This is a genomic window from Sabulibacter ruber (genome assembly GCF_017355955.1).
In the GTDB taxonomy this organism is placed as follows: Bacteria; Bacteroidota; Bacteroidia; order Cytophagales; family Hymenobacteraceae; genus Nibribacter; species Nibribacter ruber_A.
On sequence record NZ_JAFFID010000001.1, the window covers coordinates 2,236,208 to 2,257,802 of the forward strand.

Consider the following 21,595-nt stretch of genomic DNA (forward strand, 5'->3'; position numbering starts at 1 on the left):
CTTAGTACATGTCTCCTCTTTTTACCCTCGGCATTATTGTCGCGTACTTTTGCTTGCTACTGGCGGTCTCCCTGATCACCAGCAAGAAAGATGAATCAACCGCCAGTTTCTTTTTAGCCAACCGAAACTCGCCCTGGTACGTGGTGGCGTTTGGCATGATTGGGACCACGCTCTCGGGCATCACGTTCGTGTCAATTCCGGGCATGGTGGAGAAAACGGGTTTTACCTACCTCCAGATGGTACTGGGCTACGCACTGGGTTATCTGGTGATCGGGCTTTTCCTGCTGCCGCTGTATTACCGCCTGAATTTGGTTTCCATTTACACCTACCTGGAGCAGCGGCTGGGCTTTTGGTCCTATAAAACCGGGAGCGCCTTCTTTCTGCTTTCCCGCACCCTGAGCGCGGCTCTGCGGCTGTATCTGGTGGCAGGCGTGTTGCAGTTAGCGGTTTTCGGGCCGTTGGGTATTCCGTTTGCCGGAACGGTGGGCATCACCATCGCCTTTATTTGGGTATACACCTTCAGGGGTGGCATGAAAACCATCATCTGGACCGATACCCTCCAGACCCTGGCCATGCTTTTGTGCCTGGGCATCAGTATCTGGGTGGTTTCTGAGGAGATGAGCCTTTCTCTACCAGCACTTACCAATACCATCACCCACAGCAAATATGCACAGGTCTGGGTGTGGGATGCCAAAGCGCCTAATTTTATAGTGAAGCAGTTATTAGCCGGCGCGTTCATCACCATTGCCATGACCGGCCTAGACCAGGACATGATGCAGAAGAACCTGAGTTGCCGTAACCTGCCCGAAGCCCAGAAAAACATGTTCTGGTTCACCGTCATCCTGATTCTGGTAAACCTGCTGTTTCTCTGCCTGGGGGCTCTGCTCTACTTTTATGCCTCCCGGCAAGGCATTACGCTGCCAGAAAAAGGCGATGATGTTTTTCCAGCGCTGGCATTACACCACTTTCCGGCTCTGGCAGGGATTGCCTTCATCTTGGGGATAACCGCCATTACCTACGCCTCCGCCGATTCTGCGCTTACCTCCCTCACCACTGCCTTCTGTGTAGACTTCCTCAATTTCAGAGACCGGCCTGAAAACGAGCGCGTGAAGTATAAAAACTGGGTACACCTTGGTTTCTCCTTACTGCTGATGGTAGTGATCCTGCTGTTCAGGCTGTACAACGATGAAAGCATCATCGCCACTCTTTTCACGCTGGTGGGATACACCTACGGACCGTTGCTGGGCATGTACAGTTTCGGTCTGCTGACCACCCGAAAGGTGCGGGACGGCGTAGTTCCGTTACTGGGGGGTCTGTCTCCGGTGCTCACCTATATCATCAGCGCGAACTCTGCTGAGTGGTTCTGGGGGTACCAGTTCGGGTTTGAAGTGCTGCTTCTCAACGGCCTGCTGATGTTTTTGGGACTCTGGCTGTTTTCGGCAAAAAATCAGATTAAAACTCTTTAATTCTCCTTAATTTTTAGCGGATTAAATCAGTAGTTATGCATACCTTTGTGGATTGCTTTTTGGGTATACCAAACATTAGTTGTTTTAACCCTGTTTCCTGAAAATCAGGCGCAAAACAGACTCAGTACCTCTACAGCAAACAGAAGACGCAGCCCAAAGGGGGCGCTCTCTTTAAGAAACAGGTAGTACTACATGGCAAAAAGAGGATTCGGGCCGGGTACGGCATCCGGACTTGAAACGGAAGGGAAAGCCAGGCTGAGCAAAGAAAGCCTGCGCCGCGGACTTCAGATTTTTAGATTTCTCCTGCCCTACAAAGGCAAGTTTTATATTGGCTTAGTTTTTCTACTTTTCTCCAGTCTTACCTTCATGGCGTTCCCAGCCGTGACCGGTATGCTCATTGACGCCGCGGTAGGCAAACCAACCGCCTTTACCCAGGACATTGACATTATTGCCTTACTCCTGTTTGGGGTGATTGCCCTGCAAGGTATTTTCTCTTTCTTTCGGGTTTACTTTTTTGCGCAGGTAAGCGAAAACGCCATTGCCGATGTCCGCAAGAGTCTCTATTCCCAATTCATGGGGCTGCCGCTTACCTTTTTTGAACAGCGCCGGGTAGGTGAAATCACCAGCCGTATTACCTCAGACGTCAGCTACATCCAGGATGGCTTTTCTATTACCCTGGCCGAGCTTTTCCGCCAGGTGACCACCCTTTTGGTAGGAATTGGATTTATCATGTTCATTTCCGTTAAGCTATCGCTCTTCATGCTGGCAACTTTTCCGGTGCTGGTCATTTTAGCCGTGGTTTTCGGGAAAAAGCTGAAAAAGCTTTCGCGCAAAACCCAGGACGAACTGGCCGTTACCAACGTGATTGTGGAGGAGACCTTGCAAGCTATTCAAGTAGTAAAGGCCTTCACTAACGAGCTATTTGAGATTAACCGGTACAAACAAGCCCTGAACAAATCTGTACAAACGGCCATTTCTACCTCCTTCTACCGAGGTGCTTTCATTTCTTTTATCATCATTGGGTTGTTTGGCGGTATTATCCTGGTGATCTGGTACGGTGCTACTTTGGTTCAAAGAGGTGATCTGTCCTTTGGCGAGCTCACTTCCTTTATCCTTTACACCTCATTTATTGGTGCATCTGTAGCCGGATTAGGTGACCTGTATGCCAAAATCCAGGTTTCTATTGGTGCCTCAGAACGTATTCTGGAAATTCTGGATATGCCTCTGGAGCAAACCGATCTTGCTTTGCCTTCTTCCACAGCCATCAGGCTCAATGGCAACGTAAGATACGAGCATGTAGGCTTCTCCTACCCTACCCGACCAGACATACAGGTTCTCCAAAACATTCATTTTGAGATTAGGGCCGGAGAAAAGATTGCGTTGGTGGGTTCCAGCGGGGCCGGAAAATCAACTATCGCGCAGCTGCTCATGAAATTCTACAAAGTGGACCAGGGTGCCATTTATGTAGATGGACAGAACATCAACCAATTACACTTGCATGACCTTCGGGGCAACATGGCCATTGTACCACAAGAGGTTCTATTGTTTGGAGGTACCATCCGGGAGAACATTGCTTACGGCCGCCCCGATGCTACAGATGAAGAAGTACATATGGCTGCCCAAAAAGCCAATGCCCTACAGTTCATCCAGTCGTTCCCAGATGCCTTCAACACCGTGGTAGGTGAGCGAGGCATCAAACTTTCTGGTGGCCAACGCCAACGGATTGCAATTGCCCGGGCCATCCTAAAAGACCCTGCCATCCTGATTCTAGACGAAGCCACCAGCTCCCTTGATTCTGAATCTGAAATGCTGGTTCAGGAAGCCATGGATGAGTTGATGAAAAACAGAACTACTATCATCATTGCGCACCGTTTAGCTACTATTAGAAAAGTAGACAAAATTCTTGTCATAGATAAAGGGCAAATTGTAGAGCAAGGACCGCATGAAGAATTAGCATTTAATCCAGATGGAATTTACGCTAATTTATTAAAACTGCAATTTGATGTACAGTAATTCAGTTTTGTTCATCTAACAAACAAATGCAAAATTCAGGCAAGTTATAAATCATAATCAAAGAAATGAATCTACTCTAAATTCTCCGTCTCAAAGAGGAATTAGAGTATGCAATGAGGCAATGGCTTTTTACCATTGCCTCATCTTCAATTTTCCACTTAGATTTAACATATAAAAAATTAATTTTCACTTAAAAAAGTACATCTAAGAACATCCACACAAAAGCATTAAGCCGAACTTCAATTTTCATTTTAATTCCAAAATAAAATTTTTGTAACTCTTTCAACAAACATTCGTATTCCCTGAAGCTTACCACAGCTTAAACTAACAAAGAAGGCTAGTTCAGCTCTAATCATATATATAGTATATTGATTGTCAATTAGTTAAAAATTAAAAGTCCAAGCTTAACGGGTTTAAACTAAAATTCAAGAAGGGGAACAGTCCCCTTGCAACTTCTTTTGTGTATTATTCAAATGTCACAATAAAACACCCCCTTGTTTATCTTTAAATAAAAGAACAATGCCTATTTGAGCAACACCTACACATTCCCTTACACTTCAAAAGATCACGTATAGATCATTTCACAAGTTAAAGTTCATAATTTAACTTAATGGGAAGATAATGCTCAATTGCAGGCAGCATTCCACTATTTCTTCAGTTTCAAACCATCATTTTTATCTTTTACAAAGCTGATAATGCAACCCTATTGCAGACGTAAGCTATTAACAAACTGCCACCTCATTAATAATAATTCTAGCTGATAAGTCCAGAAAACCAAAACTTTATAAAACCGCCAAAAAATTAACACAAATTTTATTTGTGAAAAAAAACGCGTATTATTAACCGTTCATTTTCAAACAAAAACCTAAACCAACATGAAGAAAATCTTACTATTGAGTCTTCTCTTGTTGTCTGTGCTTTTGAACGAAGCTATGGCACAAACGAAGACCATCACAGGAAGAGTGACTGATGCCGCTACAGGCGAAGGCATGCCTGGGGTAACAGTTCAGCTCAAAGGGACCAGTACGGCTGCCCCAACAGATGTGAATGGAGGTTATTCAATTTCCGTACCCACAACTGGAGGTACTCTTGTGTATTCATTCATTGGATACACAAACCAAGAAATTGCAATTGGTAACCAAACTACCATCAATGTGCGGTTGGCAACCGATGCCAGAGCATTAGGTGAAGTTGTAGTAACAGCTTTGGGTATTGAAAGACAGAAAAAAGAAGTTGGCTATGCTGCCACTACAGTAACAGAACAAGTGCTTACCAGAGCCGCTCCAGTAAACGTGGCAAACGGTCTGCAAGGAAAAGTTTCCGGTTTGAATATTACCACTACCAACAGTGGGGTGTTTGAAAACGTGAAAATCAACCTTCGCGGTATCCGTTCATTAACTGGTAATAACAACCCGCTCCTTTTGTTAGACGGTGTGCCAGCTGATATCAACTACTTGTCATCTCTTAATCCAAATGACATTGAAAATGTGACTGTATTGAAGGGAGCTTCTGGCGCCGCTTTGTACGGTCCGGATGCGAGAAACGGGGTGATTGTAGTAACTACAAAAAAGGGGTCTCTTGATGAGAAACCTGTAATTACAGTAAATCACTCAACTCAGCTTTCTCAAATCTCTTTCTTCCCTAAGTTCCAGGAGACTTTTGGTAGCGGTGGTGGAGGAGCCTATATTCCTTACGAGAACTGGTCATGGGGACCAAGATTCGATGGTTCCCAAGTTTTGCTGGGTGATCCTCTTGAAAACGGGAATGAGCAGATCGTAACTTATAGTCCTAGAAACGACAGAAAAGAATTCTTTGAAACTGGCGTTACCACACAGAACAACGTATCTCTGGCTCTGAAAGACTTTTACATCAGCTTACAGGACGCCAATGTACATGGTATTGTACCAGATGATAAGAACCGTAGAACAGGTATCAGACTCAATACTGGTAAAGAATACGGCAGAGTAAAGGTTGGCTTGAACACCAACTATATCCAGCAGAACTACAACATCTTTGATGATGAGCAAATGGCTGACTGGAATGCTTCTAACAACGTAGGTCTGAACCAAGGTTTGATGAACCTTATCTTCAACACGCCAGCTCACGTTCCATTGACAAGCTATAAAGACTTTGAGAACAATGAGTTTGCAATGTTTAACAACTACTTCAACCACTATGGTTTGAACCCATATTTTGCCATTGATAACTGGCGTAAAACTGGTAAAAGAGAAGACCTCCTTACCAACCTTGATTTCAGCTTTAAAGCCGCCGATTGGTTAACTTTAAACTACAGAGCCGCTCTTACTTCTCAAAGCATCAATGAGAGAAGAACTTCTAAAGGAGAAACTCCAAGTGCCTTTGGCTCACCAAGAGGGTTAGATCCAATCCCAAGCACGGTTGAAGAAAGATCTTTACGTTATACCCGTTTGTCTTCTGAAGCCTTTGCCAACCTGAATAAAGAAATCAATGAAGATTTCAAAGTAAATGCGGTGGTTGGTACCTATGTTCGTCAAGACGATGCCCGTGACACCAGAGTAGGTGCTACCAGCCTTGTAGTTCCAGAGTTGTTCAATATCTCTCAGCGCATTGGCCAGTTGACCGGTTCATCGCCTCAGCGTAGATCAAGACTTTTCTCTCTTTATGGAAGTGTTGGTTTAAGCTACAGAAGCTGGGCTAACATTGAAGTAACAGGCCGTAATGACCAAACTTCTGTGCTTGCAGTTGGAAACAACTCCTTCTTTTACCCAGGCGTGAGTGGTTCATTGGTATTGACAGATGCTATCAGCGCTTTGCAAGACAATGACATTCTTTCTTATTTAAAACTGAGAGCTTCCTGGAGCAAAACAGGTAACGCTGATATCAACCCATATTCTTTAGCGGCAACCTTCTCACAAGCTAGCGGCTTCCCTTATGGTTCATTACCAGGATATACAGCAAACAACACTATCTTCGATGCTAATTTGGAGCCTGAGTTTATTGAGAGCCGTGAGGTTGGTATTGAGACAAGCTTCCTGAATGATAGAATTTTCTTCGAAGCTACTTACTTCAACCAGCAAAACGACAACCAGATCATTCCAATCAGCTTATCTAGCGCTACTGGTTATACAAGTGCTTACGTGAACGCTGCTTCGTTCAACAACAAAGGGATTGAAATGGATTTAAGATTAACTCCATTGGTATCTTTGGGCGATGTAGATGTTGAGTTCAGAGCAAATGCTACTTACAACACCAATGAAATCACCAGCCTGTACCAAGGCATGGATGAACTTTCCATTGGAGGTTATACTGGGGCTGCTAACTATGCCGTTGTTGGTTATCCGGCTTTCATCATCAAAGCCAGAGATTACGCAAGAGACCCAGAAGGAAGAATTATTGTTGATCCTGTAACTGGTTTCCCTGAAGTAGACGCTACTCTTAAGAACTTTGGACGTACTTTACCTACTTGGACTGTGGGTATCAACCCTTCAGTGAAATGGAAAGGTTTGAATCTCTCTGTACTTGCTGAATACAAAGCCGGTCACTACGCCTACCACGATATAGGAAACGCTATGGCCTGGACTGGTGTTTCTGCTGCAACAGCTTACAACAACCGGGAGAGATTCGTTATTCCTAACTCTGTGATCCAGCAAGAGGACGGAACCTACGTTCCAAACACGAACGTAACTGTGAACAATGTGGAGGCTTTCTATACTGGTGTGTACAGAGATGCTCTTTCTAACTTTATCACAAGTGCCGCTTCCTGGAGACTGCGCGAAGTTGCTTTAACTTATGATTTACCAGCAAGCTTCCTGGGCAGACAAAATATCGTAAAAGGTGCTACTGTATCACTTATTGGTAGAAACCTATTCTTGTGGTTGCCAGAAACAAACGTTTATACAGATCCTGATTTCACCTTCAGCTCTCCTAACTCATCTTTCGGGTCGGGTGCATCAGGTGTGACTTCCGGTAACCAGGCTGGTATCTCAAACTCTACTATCAATCCTCCAGTACGCACGTTTGGTGGTAGTGTAACTCTAACCTTCTAAAGAGTAAATTTAATTTTAACTTAAAAATGAAAAAAGTTATATATTCAGTATTCACGCTCCTCATGCTAGGTGCATCAGGGTGTAGCGATGACTTCTTTGATATAAATGAAAACCCAAATGCCCCAACTGAGGAGTCAATCACTCCTCAGGTGATCCTGCCACGGGTTTTACATGCAACAGCCGCCAGAATGGCCACCTCTTATGACTATTCGGCTCATTGGATGGGCTATTGGGCCCGCTCAGGTTCATACGGACCAAGTGCAGAGCAAGAGTCTTACAACATCACCACAACTTATCAGGCAGACGAGTGGTCTGGCTGGTATGATATCCTGAAAGATGTTGACCTGATGGAGGAAAAGGCTACAGCCACAGGAGACAAATTTTATATTGCAGCGGCTAAATACCTTAAGTCTGTTGGCTTTATGTATTTGGTAGACCAATACAACAATGTCCCTTATTCTCAAGCCTTTGATTACGCCGGTGGTAACATTCTACCAGCCTATGACAAAGGAGAAGACATCTACAAAGATCTTCTGTTGCAGTTAGAAGAAGCTGCTAAACTAATGGCAGAGGCAGAAGTAACCTCTAACACAAGCACTGTAGACATACTGGTGTACTCTCAAAAGGCTGGAGCAGCTGTAAACCCTACTGGAGCTGCCGAAAAACTTTTATGGCGTAAACTAATCAATACCCAGCGCCTTAAACTGATTCTTCGTCAGGTAAACGTTCCAGGATTTAACGCGAAAGCTGAGACTGATAAAGTTGTAGCGGAAGGAAGTGGTTTCTTAATGGCTGGCGAAACAGTAGCAGTACAGCCAGGTTATGCCGAAGCAGCTGGCCAGCAGAACCCTTTCTACGACACTTATGAAGAGTCTGCATTGGGAGCGGTTGATAACTACAACCGGGCTAACAACTATGTATTGAATAAGCTTCGTGACAACAATGACCCACGGTATCAGTACTACTTTAGCCAGGCAGCAACGCCTAGAGGTGGTATCCTTTACTATGGATATAACTTTGGTGAGATCATTCCAAATGATGCACCTAACGCCGCAAACTCTTCTGATGTTTCTGGCCCAGGTCTAGCTAAGAGCCCTACTCAACCACAATGGCTGTTCACTTCTATTGAGAGCTTATTCTTGCAAGCAGAAGCTACTCAAAGAGGTTTACTGGCAGGAGACGCCAAAACCACATATGAGGCTGCTGTAAAAGAGTCTTTCAACTGGTTGGAAGTAGAAAATGCTGAAACTGCAGCAACTACTTATCTCTCAGAAGAGTTTGCAAACTTTGATGACCCAGGAAACACTAATAAGATTAACCTTATTGTGATGCAGAAATATCTGTCATTAGTGGGTATCAATAACTTTGAGGCTTGGGTAGATTACAGAAGAGTAGGTGTTCCTACAGACCTTCCATTATCACTTTACCCAGGCAGAGGTGGCAACAACATTCCTGTTAGATTATTGTATCCTCAAGCAGAGTTTACTTACAATGCTGCCAACGTATCCGCTCAAGGTAACATCAATGCTCAGACCTCTAAAGTATTCTGGGACAAAAATTAATTTCAAGGATAATGATGAAAAATTTAAGAAATATATTCCCGTTTGTCCTCCTTTGCTTAGGGCTTAGCTCATGCTTAGATGACGACTATATAACTGGTAACAACAATGAATCGCCTAACATTGTTGAGTTTCCAGAGCAACCAAACGTTGCAGTTGCGGATGGCTATTTGTATCCAGTGTATGTTAAATCTGCACCCATTTCAAATGAAGAGGAGATTGTGGTGCCAGTTAGCTACTCAGGAACAAACCAAGCTCCTGAAGACATTGTTGTAAATGTTAGCATAGATCAGGCAATGATTAACGCCTACAATAATGCATTTTTGGATTATACCATAGAGCAGGCATTAGTAGGTATTGCTCCAGAAGATGTTGCAGAAGTTACTGAAGAAGCAACCAAAGAAGCTGAAGCTCAGTTCTTCACCATGATTCCAGCAAACTTATTCAGCATTCCATCTCAGGTTACTATTAAAAAAGGAGAGCGTCGTGCTGACTTGGTGATCAAAGTGAACACTGCCAACTTTGACTTAACCAAGAGATACGGTTTACCCTTAAAGCTAACTTCTCAGCAGGCTACTGTTAGCGGTAACTTTGGCACTGCTATCTTTGGCCTTGCAGCTAAAAACAAATATGACGGTAACTATACTGTAACTGCCACTAAACCTATGGTTGATGCGGTTAATGCTACCATCACTGGTTTCTATCCATTAGATGCTGACTTGGTGACTGTAAATGCTAATACCGTAAAAATGTTCACCTATACCTACTTAGGTGGATTGGAAGGTCACCCAATTAAGAGCAATGGGTCTAACTCCTATTATGGAAATTTTGCCCCAATGTTCACCATGGATGACGCTGGCAATGTGGTAAGCGTTACCAATTACTATGGCCAAGGCACTAACGCTAGTGGTAGAGCTGCCAAACTTGATCCTACCGGTGTAAACAAATTTACTGTTTCCGCTGATGGACAAACTAAAACTTTAGAGGTAAGCTATATCATGGTACAGGGTGGTGTAGACCGTACCTTCTTCCATGAGAAATGGACCTTTGAAGCAGATAGAGAATAGTACTTAGCTTAATTAAAACAAAAAAGCCCTTCCGTTTAGCGGAAGGGCTTTTTTGTTTCACCATTATCCTAATCCTAGTAAACAGAAAATTATCTATGTTTTAGGACCAATTCTGAGAAAAGAGCCGGAAAACAGACTTCCAAACAAGGAGTGATCACAAAAGGCTCATAATTCAGCAAAGCCATTGTTTATCAGATCGCGTTACCTGCTTCACCCAGTAATATACACCCGCACCTCAATGGCCCTTTGCTCTTGAGTAGAATTATCTACCATCACCCTGAAAAATAACCGAATCACATCTCCCACGGCGAAGGTCGGCATTTCGGCATCGGTGAGTACTGCCGGTGGTTCAGTCGTAGATATGGTATAAGTCACTATGTTTCCGGGAGCGCCTGTTAGGGTGGTGGGCAGATTGCCGGCCGTGTTCCGGGTGATAGTTGTATTAGGAGCCAGGCTGGCTGCTGCCGAAGGAGGGGCAGGGCTATAGTTTGGCGGCGTAGGGGTTCCATTTCTATAACGTTGCCCCGTTACCCTGGTCAGTTCCTGAATAGTGCGGCCTTCAGGCACCTTTATCTGCACCAATACCTGCCCCGCCGCAATGGAGTTCTGCTTGATGATGTAGGCGTTGTCTTCCATCCGGGCCACCCCGTTAGACTCTACCGACTGCGGAAAGGTGATGGCCGCAGCCGGAATAGGATCGGGATCCGTCAACCCATCGTAGTCATCGTTCTCACATGCACTTAAAGCCACAAGCGTTAGGCTCAAGAGGCTCAGGTATAGCTTCTTCATTTTCATATTTTTTATCATTACGTTCATTAACTACTCCATCCACCAAACAGGAACCAGGAAGCCCGCCGGATAATCCCTCAACGGCACATTCTCGCGGTTAGCCTGGATTTCGTTTTGCACATAAGGCCACCTGGTTGGGATGCGGTTCACCCCTGCCAAAGCATTCTGCGGCAACGCTAATTGCGGATAGCCTGTGCGGCGGTAGTCATTATAGGCTTCGTAGGCATTTCCGGCAGAAGAAACCCATTTGTCACGTATGAGCACGTTCAGCTTACCTTCTGCAGTGGGGTTTGCAGTAAAGGCCGCCACCCTGGAGTTGATATAAGTAGTGGCATTAGCGCTGAAGTTGGCCGGAGTATAGGTAGGCCCCAGGAAAGTGGAGATGTCAGAAAAGTTAGCCTCCAGCGCCTGCTGGTAAAGGGCAGCCGGATCTCCGGTGGTGCCCAGGGTAAGCGCAGCCTCCGCCAACCAATAGTACACCAAGGATGCTGTAATCAGGCGCATGGGTGCCTGATCATTAGGAGACCCTACGTTTACGGTTCCGTTGTTGGCCGTCTGGCCTCTTCCTATAATGTACAAGCCCCACCTAGACCTGTTTGCGGACGTGAAGTTCTGCACCGTATGGACTCCGTTGTCATAGCTCACATAGTTCCCCCCTGTTTGGGTGATGATTGTGGGCAACCGAGGATCGTTCAGCACCTGCATAGAATCCAGAAACCGCGTACTCACAATCATGTCATTGGGGCGAGTCAAATGATTGTACATATACAAAGGATTCTGAGCCCCAGATGAAGAAAAGAAAGGCACGTTGAAGTTATCTGCGTTGGAGGTGATGAACTTATTTTGGGCAATGAGTTCATTTATGCGGGCAGTAGCTGTGGAAGGATCTTTCTTCCGGCTCTGAAGGTAAATTTTTAGTTTGATGGAGTTGGCTACCCTAGTCCATTTATCTATGGTAGTACTCATTGGCGTACTTTCTCCATAAATGAGATCACCCGCAGGAGTAGCAAGTACGTTTGTCTTGTTCAGGTCAGCAATTGCTTCATCCAGTATGGTAATGATACTAGGGTAGATCTCCTGCTGCGGATCATATTGGGGATTGGGTGCTTCATCAAAGGCAAGCGCCTGCTGAAAAGGCACATCCCCCCAAATATCCGTAGTCACCGTCCAAACATAGGCTTCCAGAACCCCTGCCATCCCGGCATGGACAAAGTTACCCTCTTCCCTACCCTGCACCCTGATCTGGCGGAGATCATCCAGAAGATTCGCATAGATGGTGTTCCATTCATTATTCAGGTCAGCCGGGCCAATGTTGTACCGGTCATAGGGGTCTGACTGTGTACCAGTGCCTGCCATCTGCTGCATCCACAGAGAACTTACCAACTGAACGGTATTGCCCATCACAAACCCTACCCCCAACTCAGCCCCCGGCAAGATGTACTGCACCCCAGAAGTAGGCAAGTTGTTCGGGTTGGTGTTGACATCCAGGAAATCATCGCAGGAACTAACCACCGCCAAACCTATTGCCACCAGCATGATCTTTGATACTCGTATAAATCTTTTCATGACAAAGTTTTCTGAAGGGTTAGAAGGTGAAGCGAAGATTCAATCCATAGTTGCGAACAGAGGGCGGTGAGTTAAATTCAAAGCCCCTGGTATTGGAACCAAGCTGGTTTGACTCAGGGTCAGCGTGCCGAAGGTTGGGTGCGTAGAAAAGTAGGTTGCGCCCGGTCACTGACAAATTGATGCCCTTGAAGGGAGTTCTGGCCAGAATACTGGTGGGCAGGGTGTACCCAAGGCTTACTTCGCGCAACCTCAGCACCGAGGCATCAAACACCGCGAACTCTGAGGCGTTATTGAAGTGCGTCCAGTACTGCTGCGCCGTAATCTGGATGTTGTTGGGCGTAGTGGTGGCTTCGCCCGCCTCATTAGCCAGTACTCCCTCAAACATATAGGGCTGTTCGCGGTTTTCGGCAGTTTCCTCCAAAACGCCTCTTAAACGGGCAATCTGGGCTTGCCGTGAGTAAAAGTCCCCTCCATGCACGTACTGCACCAGAGCACTCAAGCTAAAACCTTTGAAGGAGATTGTGTTTGATAAACTGCCCCACCAATCGGCATTGGGATCACCGATGATCTGCGGATTGGGGTCCACCACAGGCAAGCCGTTGGTAGGGTTTATGATCAACTGTCCTTCCGGGGTTCTTCTAAAGGTAGTCCCTTGTAGAACCCCGAAGGGTTGCCCTGGCTGCAACAACGGGCTTAACCCGGTAAACCCGCTCCCACTGCTTCCTGATGTAGGGTCTATGTACCCGGTGGTGAGGGTGAATTGATCCAGCCCAGGGGCAAGTTCCACTACCTCTGTCTCCAGTTTAGTGAAGTTGGCGCTCACATCCCACCTGAACCCCTCTTCAAACTGGATGGGGGTAGCCGATGCCGCAATTTCCCATCCTTTATTGTCAATTCTCCCGGCATTGGTGGTATAGGTGAGAAATCCGGTAGAACCTGGTACGGTCAGGTTCAGAATCTGATCTTTAGTACTGTTGTTGAAGTAATTCACATCCAACGCACCCCTTCCATTATAGAAAGTAAACTCCGCCCCTATTTCATAGGACTTTTTGTTTTCCGGCTTTAAGTTCATGTTTCCTCGCCGGTCATTTCGGGTGAAGGCCAGAACTGAACCGTTGAAAGGAAAAGTAAGGCCCGCCACGTTGTTACCAAAGGATTGGGTCACATAATAGGTACTGGTAAGGTAAGGGTTAGTGTCATTGCCCACCATGGCGTAACTGGCCCGCAGCTTTCCATAGCTCAGGATATTGTTACTCAAGCCCAGCGCATCAGTGAAAACAAACCCCACGCTGACCGATGGATAGAAATAGCTGTTATTGGCGGTGGGCAAAGTAGAGGACCAGTCATTTCTGGCGGTAAACTCCGTAAACAACCAGTTTTTGTAGTTTAACCCTAATTGCCCGTAAACGCCCACTAAACGCCTTTCGGTGTTATAGTTGGTGGTGAAGGTAGTGGTAGGCAGGTGGTTGGCCAGGTTGTAAAACTCAGGTACCACCAAATCCTCTGCCCTAATGGTATTCTGCCTTGTCTCCACCATGTTCACCTGGGTTCCTACCAGAGCCCTGACATTGAAGTCAGGGGTAATGTCTTTCTGGTACACCCCAAACAAATCATGGTTGATGGACTGAAAGCCAATATCATCATAAAGCTGGGAGCCGCGCCGGTTAGTGGCCGTGTTACCGTTAGAATTGTAGGAACCATACCCGTATGCCTGCAACCGATCATCAGAATACTGATCCAAGCCAATCCGGTAGGTAGCCGTGAAATCTTTAAAGAATTCTGGGTTGTAGTTAAAAGTGGCACTCACAATAGACCGATTCACCTCACTCTCATAAAACGACTCATTGACGCTCCACATAGGGTTATCACGGTTCAGCTCGGTAAACAAGGTAGGTGCCTGAACCCCTGCCCTAAGTTTATAGGGAACATTCTGGATGTCAAAGCTACGGGGTATGAAAGGCAACGTAAACCAGGGGCTGGAACCGGAGTTTCCCTGCAAGGAGCCTTCCTGGTTGGTTTTTGCATACAGCACCGAGGCATCCACGGAGAAGCCGTGCCCCAGGGTGGCGTTCCCTGCCGCCCGCAACGTATACCTGTCTAAGCCACTATTAGGGATGATACCTTCCTGGTTGGTGGTGTTGGCACTGAAGATGTACCGCATCTTCTCGTTTCCGCTGGAGAGCGTTACCCCGTTATCCCAGATGCGCCCGGTCTGGAAGAAATCCTTCACGTTGTCTGGGTAAGCCTGGTAAGCGAGCCTGGTCATAGGATTCCCGCTCACATTGGGCACGGAGTCAAGGCCCGGTGTACCGAAACGCGGCCCCCAACTGTCTGTAGAAGCGGAGTTGTAGCGGCCGTTAATTCCCTGGCCGTACTCATTCTGGTACTTGGGTAGCCCATACACTTCCTGGATGTTGTAGGAAGAGGTTACGGTTATTTCCACATCGCCTGCCCGGCCCCGTTTAGTGGTGATGATAACAGCCCCGTTACTGGCCCGGGCGCCGTACAAGGCAGCTGCGGCTGGCCCTTTCAACACAGTCATAGACTCAATGTCATTGGGGTGAATATCCAGTGCGCGGTTTGAGTAAGCTGCTCCCCCCACCGTTGGGCTAGAAGAATAGGTGGTGTTGTTACTGATGGGCACCCCATCTACCACAAACAGCGGCTGGTTATTACCGGTAGCCGAAGAAAGCCCTCTGATAAAGATCTGGGACCCGGACCCCGGCATCCCGCTGGAGGAGATGATTTCTACCCCGGCCACCTTTCCCTGAAGGGCGTTCACCACGTTGGGCTCAGACTTCTGGGCGAGCTGCTCTCCCTTTACATCCTGTACCGCATAGTTTACTTCCCTTCTTTGCCGCTCTATACCCACCGCCGTTACTACTACTTCACCTAGTTGCTTGGCATCTTCGGCTAGTGTGACATTTATGGTGCTTTGGTTTCCAATCTCTACCTCTCGGTTAAGATACCCAATGTAGGTAAACACCAGCGTTCCGCCCGCTGAGGGTATCTGGATGGAGTAATTACCACCTGCGTCAGTTGGTACAGCGGTGGCGGTTCCTTTTAATTGTACGGTGACACCTGGCATAGCCTCACCAGCCGGAGATGTCACTTTTCCTGTTACAGTTCTTGTTTGGGCCCAAACCTGGCTAAGCAAACAGAACATTAACATGAATTTGATTAGTAGAATCTTCTTCATAGGAAATGTTTGAAATGATACACTGAAGCTTACCAAAGCAAGGGTACCGGCTATACTTGTGGAATGGGAGAGTGCACAGGCGTTATGCTCCCGTTACAGTTATTACCTTACTCTTGCTTTACCGGGATCTGAAACTTGTGGACTATTGCCACGGGCACAGGGTCAGAATATGACGGGGAGTTCTAATTCAAACCTTTTAAGAACCAAACCTGCTGTACTGAAGGGAGCAGAAGCAGGCTCAATTGAGTAGTATCGTTTACTTAATCTTTTCTCAAAACAGACCGGAAACAGGCACAAACAAATAGCAAGTGGCTCTTACCTTTGGTCTTAATCAAAATAATTCTCACAGAATTCTAGGGCCGCCTTGGGGTAGCAGGTCTAGAAATCACCTGAATGTCATGTGCTGTCTTGGATGGCTATCTATCTCGTTTCCTCTCCCTGTCGCCTGTGGATCACCTTTAAGAAATGTTGGCTTAGTCTTTATTTATGGATACCTACTGGTAGGTAATCGCCTATATATTACATAGATAGCTCTGTACTCCTATAAACTGACTTTGAGCAAAAAGGTTATAGCATAATGCAAAACATTATTGTTAAAGTTTTAACCAAGCTTCTTGTTTCATGGCATCCGAGCATACTGCTTTTAGCCTGAAATTTCAAAAAGCAACCTGAAACTCACTTCTTAACCATTCACTCAGAATTAGCTGATTATCAAGTAGCAGCACAAACAATTGTTAAGATTAGATAAAATTATTCTTATATAAGTTTTACTTTATTTATCCACACGTGCAACCTTTAGCTGGTTAAATAAATCTCTAGTTTTATGAAGAGGGATATAGATTTATATTTATATTTATAGTAATCATCTATCAGCCCTTCTCATCGGTTAGCTGCGCCTAACTGTTTCCGGTTCAAGTCCCTTCAAATTCAAATACACATACCACAATGCTAACAAAACCTCTTAGTACCCATGAAAAAACGTTTACTTCTAACCATGCTGGTTCTTACCTGCTTTATGAGCCAGGTATGGGCACAGGCCGTTACCGTTTCCGGTACGGTGACCTCCGCAGATGATGGCAGTCCTCTACCAGGTGTCTCTATTGTAGTAAAAGGCACGCAAGTAGGAACCTCCTCCAGTGTATCGGGCACTTATTCTATTACAGTGCCCAACCCCAATGCAACCCTTGTTTTCAGTTTTATTGGGTATAACCCAATAGAGCGGGCTTTGAATGGTGCTACCACCATTAACGTAGCGCTCACTTCTGATGCCACCCAACTGAATGAAGTGGTGGTGACCGCACTAGGTGTGGAAAGAAGCCGCAACTCCCTCCCCTACGCCGCTACCCAGCTGGAAGGCTCTACGGTAACGGCTGCCCGTAACCCCAACATGATCAACTCCCTGTCTGGGAAAGTAGCGGGCCTCACCGTAACCCAGACCAATACCCTTGGCGGATCTTCCAACGTGGTCATCAGGGGTACCAAATCCCTTACAGGGAACAACCAGGCATTGTTTGTGGTAGACGGCGTACCTATCAGCAATGATGTTTCCAACACTTACAACCAGACTACCGGCCGGGGTGGTTTTGACTACGGTAACCCTGCCGCGGACATCAACCCAGATGATATTGAATCCATGAGCGTGCTGAAAGGTGCTGCCGCCACGGCGCTGTACGGTTCTCGCGCAGCCAATGGGGTTATCTTGATCACTACCAAAAAAGGTAGGCGCGGCCTGGGGGTTACCCTCAACAACGGCCTTACCCTGGGCTTCATTGACAAAGAGACCTTCCCGGAATATCAAAAGGAATACGGAGCCGGTTATGGTGCGGCTTGGTTAAGGTATGATGTGGACGGAGACGGCAACCTGGATAACGTGGTACGCATGGGAGATGACGCCTCTTACGGTTTCCCCTTTGATCCTAACGTGCTGGTGTACCAATGGGATGCCTTTGACCCAGCCTCGCCTAACTACAGAAAGCCTCGCCCGTGGGTAGCCGGTGAGCACGGACCAGAATACTTCTTTGAAACCTCTGTGTCTTACAACAACAGTATCACCATTGACGGGGGTAATGAAAAGGCTAACTTCAAACTGGGCTACTTCCGCAACGAAGACAAGGGCATTTTGCCCAACAGTAAGATCACCAAGAACATGGTCAACTTTGCGGGTTCTCTCAACCTTACAGACAAGCTCTCCACCAGCGCCAGCGTGAACTTCACCCAACAGGAAGGCTTGGGCCGCTACGGCTCAGGGTACAGTTCTATTAACCCTATGCTGGGGTTCCGGCAATGGTTCCAGACCAACGTTGACCTGAAAGAGCAGGAAGAAGCCTATTTCCGGAACCGGCAAAACATCACCTGGAACTGGAGAAGCCCCAGCAACCTCACTGCCGCCTACCATGACAACGTGTACTGGAGCCGGTATGAAAACTTTGAGAGCGATGAACGCTACCGCACGTTTGGGAATGTGGCCGCCAATTACAAGTTCACCGATTGGCTGGATTTAACCGGCCGTGTTTCCCTGGACACCTATGATGAACTGCAGGAAGAACGGTTTGCCATAGGAAGTACCACCAACGACCAGGACCCCAACTACACCCGCTTCAACAGAACTTTCAGGGAGTTCAACCTTGACCTGTTCGCGAACTTTGACCGCAACTTCACCGAAGACTTCAACATCCGAGGCTTAGTGGGTCTGAACATTAGAAGATCTCGGCTGAACTCCATTAGGGCAACTACCAGCGGTGGCTTAGTGGTGCCCCGGTTGTATGCGCTTTCCAACTCACTAAACCTGTTGTCACCTCCCATTGAGAGCGAGCTGAGACGGGCCGTAGATGGCGTTTTCGCCAATGCTACCCTGGGGTATAAAGAAATGGTTTTCCTGGATTTATCTGCCCGGAGAGACCAATCTTCCACCCTACCCAGAGGCAATAACTCCTATTTCTATCCATCGGTGGCGTTGAGCTTTGTGTTCTCTGAGGTGCTCAAACAAGACTGGTTATCTTATGCTAAACTGCGGGGTAACTACGCCGAGGTAGGCAACGATGCGCCGTTTGCGGCCACAGACCGTTACTACAACAAGCAGGACGAGGAAATTGACGCGCCTATCGGCACCTTTGGGGGTATTCCATTGTACTCCGTACCCGGCACCCGCTACAACCCAGACCTGAAACCAGAAAGAACCAAAAGTTCAGAAATCGGGCTTGAAACGGCTTTCCTGGACAACCGGTTAGGTTTTGAGGTAACGGTGTACAAGTCCAACACCATTAACCAGATCTTGCCGGTATCTGTGTCTGCAGCCACCGGGTATTCCTATAAATATGTGAATGCCGGCGAAGTGGAAAACCGCGGTATTGAGACGGCCCTGCGGTTCCAACCCATCAAAAATGATATCTTCTCCTGGAACCTGAATCTGAACTGGACCCTTAACCGCAACGAGGTAATTGCGCTAGCCGAAGGCGAAAACATGATTTTAGCTAACTACCAAAGCGGAGTCACTTCCAATGCTGCCATAGGTCGGCCCTTTGGAATTCTGCGGGCCCAAGGTTTTGTGCTGCATGAAAATGGTGGCCGGATAGTAGATGAAACCGGGGCATATATGCTCTCTGATCCTACCAAGGAAATCGCCAACCCTAACCCAGACTGGCAGGGTGGTATCTCCAACACTCTTTCCTTTAAAGGACTCTCCTTGTACTTCCTCATTGACATCCGCAAAGGAGGCGAACTATTCAACCTGGATACCTATTACGGATTCGGGACCGGGCTCTATCCTGAAACTGCCGGTCTGAATGACCTGGGCAATCCTTCGCGGTTGCCTATTGCGCAAGGGGGAGGTATCATCTTGCCGGGTGTGAAGGAAGACGGATCGCCTAATGACATTAGAGTAGAAAACACCGAAGGGGTGCTAGGCTACTATACGCCAAATGAATTCCATGTATATGGGGCTGGTTTCGTGAAACTGCGGGAAGCCTCCCTGACTTACACCCTACCCCAGCGGCTTATCTCCAAACTGAAAGTCTTCAAAGGCATTGATGTTTCTGTAGTAGGCCGTAACCTCTGGATCATTGACAAAGATGTGCCTTACTCAGATCCTGAAGCGGGCTTTGGGGCCGGTAACTTAGGCCAGGGTTACCTGAGCGGTGCCTACCCAACCGCTCGTAACGTGGGCTTTAACTTAAGATTCCAATTTTAATGAAGAAGACGATGAAAAAGATACTTTTATATAGCATAGCGTCTTTGTTCCTGGCAGCTTCTTGTGTGAACGACCTGGACGACGATTATAATTTGGACCCCAAACGGGCGACCGATGTACCGCCTGTTACCCTGGTGAGCAATGCTCAGTTTAACTTATCTAACGTTATTACCACCCCAGACTATAACACAAATGTGTTCCGGTACTATGTGCAGCATTGGGCTGCGGCCCAGTACCCAGATGAGAGCCAGTACAACATCAATACCCGCGAGATCAACCGGTTCTTCTGGACCATCCTGTACCGCGACGTGTTGGCCGATTTACGGGAAGCCAGAAACCTTATTACAGCAAACAATTTACTGGCAGCCGACCTGAAAGCCAGTCAGTTGGCGTGTATTGAGGTTCTGGAAGTATATGCCTGGTCTGTGCTGGTGAACACCTACGGTGACATTCCCTACTCCCAGGCTCTGGACATCAACAACGTACAACCCGCTTATGACGATGACGTGGCCATTTACAATGACCTGCTCACCCGGTTAGATGCCGCTATTGCCAGCATTAGCCAGAACATAGATAGCGACGGCCTAGGCGATGGAGACCTCTATTACGGGGGAGACTTAGAGCAATGGTTCAAGTTTGCGAACTCCCTTAAACTTAGATTGGGTATTACCATTGCCGATGTAAATGAAACCAGAGCCAGAACGGTGGTAGAAGCCGCAGCGCCTCATGTATTTACCTCCAGTGCAGATGACGCCAAATTGGTCTACACGCCTAACGTACCTACCGCCAACCCCGTTTATGACGAGTTACGGCAACGCGACGACAACGTGGCCGCCAACACCTTCATTGACGTGCTGCTGGAAATGGAAGATCCCCGCCTGGACGAGTTTTTCAGACCAGCCCCCGAAGGAGAAAATGAAGGAGAATACGTGGGTGGTATTTACGGAGACCTGAATAACTACACAGAAGTGGCCCAACCCAGCGACCTGATCCGGGAGCCAGATAGACCAGGAGTCTTGCTGTCTTACACCGAGGTAGAGTTCCTGCTGGCCGAGGCCGCCTTACGAGGCTTCACCGTACCAGGCACTGCCCAGGAACACTATACCGCCGCCATCACTTCTTCCATTGTGAATGACTGGGGCGGTACCCAGCAGGAAGCCACCGCCTATTTACAGAGATCAGACGTAGCGCTCAACACGGCCAACTGGCGGCAAAGCATAGGTATGCAGAAATGGATTGCCCTGCATGATCAACCCGTGGAAGGCTGGAAAGAGTGGCGACGCTTAGACTATCCGCAGTTAGAGGCCCCAGAACTGGCACAGTCTGAGATTCCGGTTCGGTTCCCGTATCCGGCCACGGAACAAAACCTGAACAACGCCAATTACTCCGCCGCCGCTGCTGCCATTGGCGGAGATGTGGTTACCACCAGAGTCTTCTGGGATGTGGACTAAGGGTTGACCTACCCAATCAATTGCTTGACCAAAGCCCCGGTTACTCTAAACAGCCGGGGCTTTCGTTTTTGAGCGCAACAAGAAAGTACAGCCAAGGCTCAATTTTGTTTTCGGTGTGTTTTAATGAAATCAAGCCCAAAATACCTCAGGCAAAAGAAGCCGGCAAGGGGGTGGCAAGGATCTTTCTCCCAAAGAATAGTCTTATAAAGAAACCAGATACTTGCCTGATTTTGTGTCGCTTCTAGTACCATGATGCAGCAGAAAACCAACTTTC

The 21,595-nt window shown here is 47.1% G+C and carries 10 protein-coding genes; 7 read left to right on the forward strand and 3 right to left on the reverse strand.

Annotated elements, in window-relative coordinates:
• The first annotated feature begins 8 nt into the window (after window positions 1–8).
• From JT719_RS09150 to JT719_RS09170, 5 genes are all read left to right on the forward strand, one after another.
• Window positions 9–1,466 carry a sodium:solute symporter gene (locus JT719_RS09150; protein WP_207432640.1) on the forward strand — a complete coding sequence of 486 codons (1,458 nt, stop codon included), beginning with the start codon at window positions 9–11 and terminating at the stop codon, window positions 1,464–1,466.
• A 192-nt stretch (window positions 1,467–1,658) separates the two neighbouring features.
• Window positions 1,659–3,479 carry an ABC transporter ATP-binding protein gene (locus JT719_RS09155; RefSeq protein ID WP_207432642.1) on the forward strand — a complete coding sequence of 607 codons (1,821 nt, stop codon included), beginning with the start codon at window positions 1,659–1,661 and terminating at the stop codon, window positions 3,477–3,479.
• 875 nt (window positions 3,480–4,354) lie between these two features.
• Window positions 4,355–7,504, forward strand: coding sequence for a SusC/RagA family TonB-linked outer membrane protein (locus JT719_RS09160; RefSeq protein ID WP_207432644.1), 3,150 nt, complete (start codon window positions 4,355–4,357; stop codon window positions 7,502–7,504).
• Between the two features lie 26 nt (window positions 7,505–7,530).
• A complete protein-coding gene (locus tag JT719_RS09165) occupies window positions 7,531–9,066 on the forward strand; it encodes a SusD/RagB family nutrient-binding outer membrane lipoprotein (RefSeq protein ID WP_207432646.1) in 1,536 nt (511 codons plus the stop codon).
• 11 nt (window positions 9,067–9,077) lie between these two features.
• Window positions 9,078–10,130, forward strand: a complete 1,053-nt coding sequence (locus JT719_RS09170) for a DUF1735 domain-containing protein (protein ID WP_207432647.1) — start codon at window positions 9,078–9,080, stop codon at window positions 10,128–10,130.
• Window positions 10,131–10,340: 210 nt separating this feature from the next.
• On the opposite strand, the gene JT719_RS09175 is transcribed toward JT719_RS09170, so the two are convergent.
• Genes JT719_RS09175 through JT719_RS09185 form a run of 3 tightly spaced genes read right to left on the reverse strand, consistent with a single transcriptional unit; the run spans window position 10,341 to window position 15,684 of the window.
• A complete protein-coding gene (locus JT719_RS09175) occupies window positions 10,341–10,919 on the reverse strand; it encodes a hypothetical protein (protein WP_207432648.1) in 579 nt (192 codons plus the stop codon).
• 30 nt (window positions 10,920–10,949) lie between these two features.
• Window positions 10,950–12,485 (reverse strand): SusD/RagB family nutrient-binding outer membrane lipoprotein, encoded by a 1,536-nt coding sequence (locus JT719_RS09180; RefSeq protein ID WP_207432649.1) that lies wholly within the window; start codon window positions 12,483–12,485, stop codon window positions 10,950–10,952.
• Between the two features lie 19 nt (window positions 12,486–12,504).
• Entirely contained in the window at window positions 12,505–15,684 is a 3,180-nt protein-coding gene (locus JT719_RS09185; RefSeq protein ID WP_207432650.1) for a SusC/RagA family TonB-linked outer membrane protein, read from the reverse strand.
• A gap of 970 nt (window positions 15,685–16,654) precedes the next feature.
• On the opposite strand from JT719_RS09185, the gene JT719_RS09190 reads away from it, so the two are divergent.
• Both JT719_RS09190 and JT719_RS09195 read left to right on the forward strand, forming a co-directional pair.
• Window positions 16,655–19,870 carry a SusC/RagA family TonB-linked outer membrane protein gene (locus JT719_RS09190; protein WP_207432651.1) on the forward strand — a complete coding sequence of 1,072 codons (3,216 nt, stop codon included), beginning with the start codon at window positions 16,655–16,657 and terminating at the stop codon, window positions 19,868–19,870.
• Window positions 19,871–19,881: 11 nt separating this feature from the next.
• Window positions 19,882–21,321 carry a SusD/RagB family nutrient-binding outer membrane lipoprotein gene (locus tag JT719_RS09195; protein WP_207432652.1) on the forward strand — a complete coding sequence of 480 codons (1,440 nt, stop codon included), beginning with the start codon at window positions 19,882–19,884 and terminating at the stop codon, window positions 21,319–21,321.
• Window positions 21,322–21,595 lie beyond the last annotated feature (274 nt).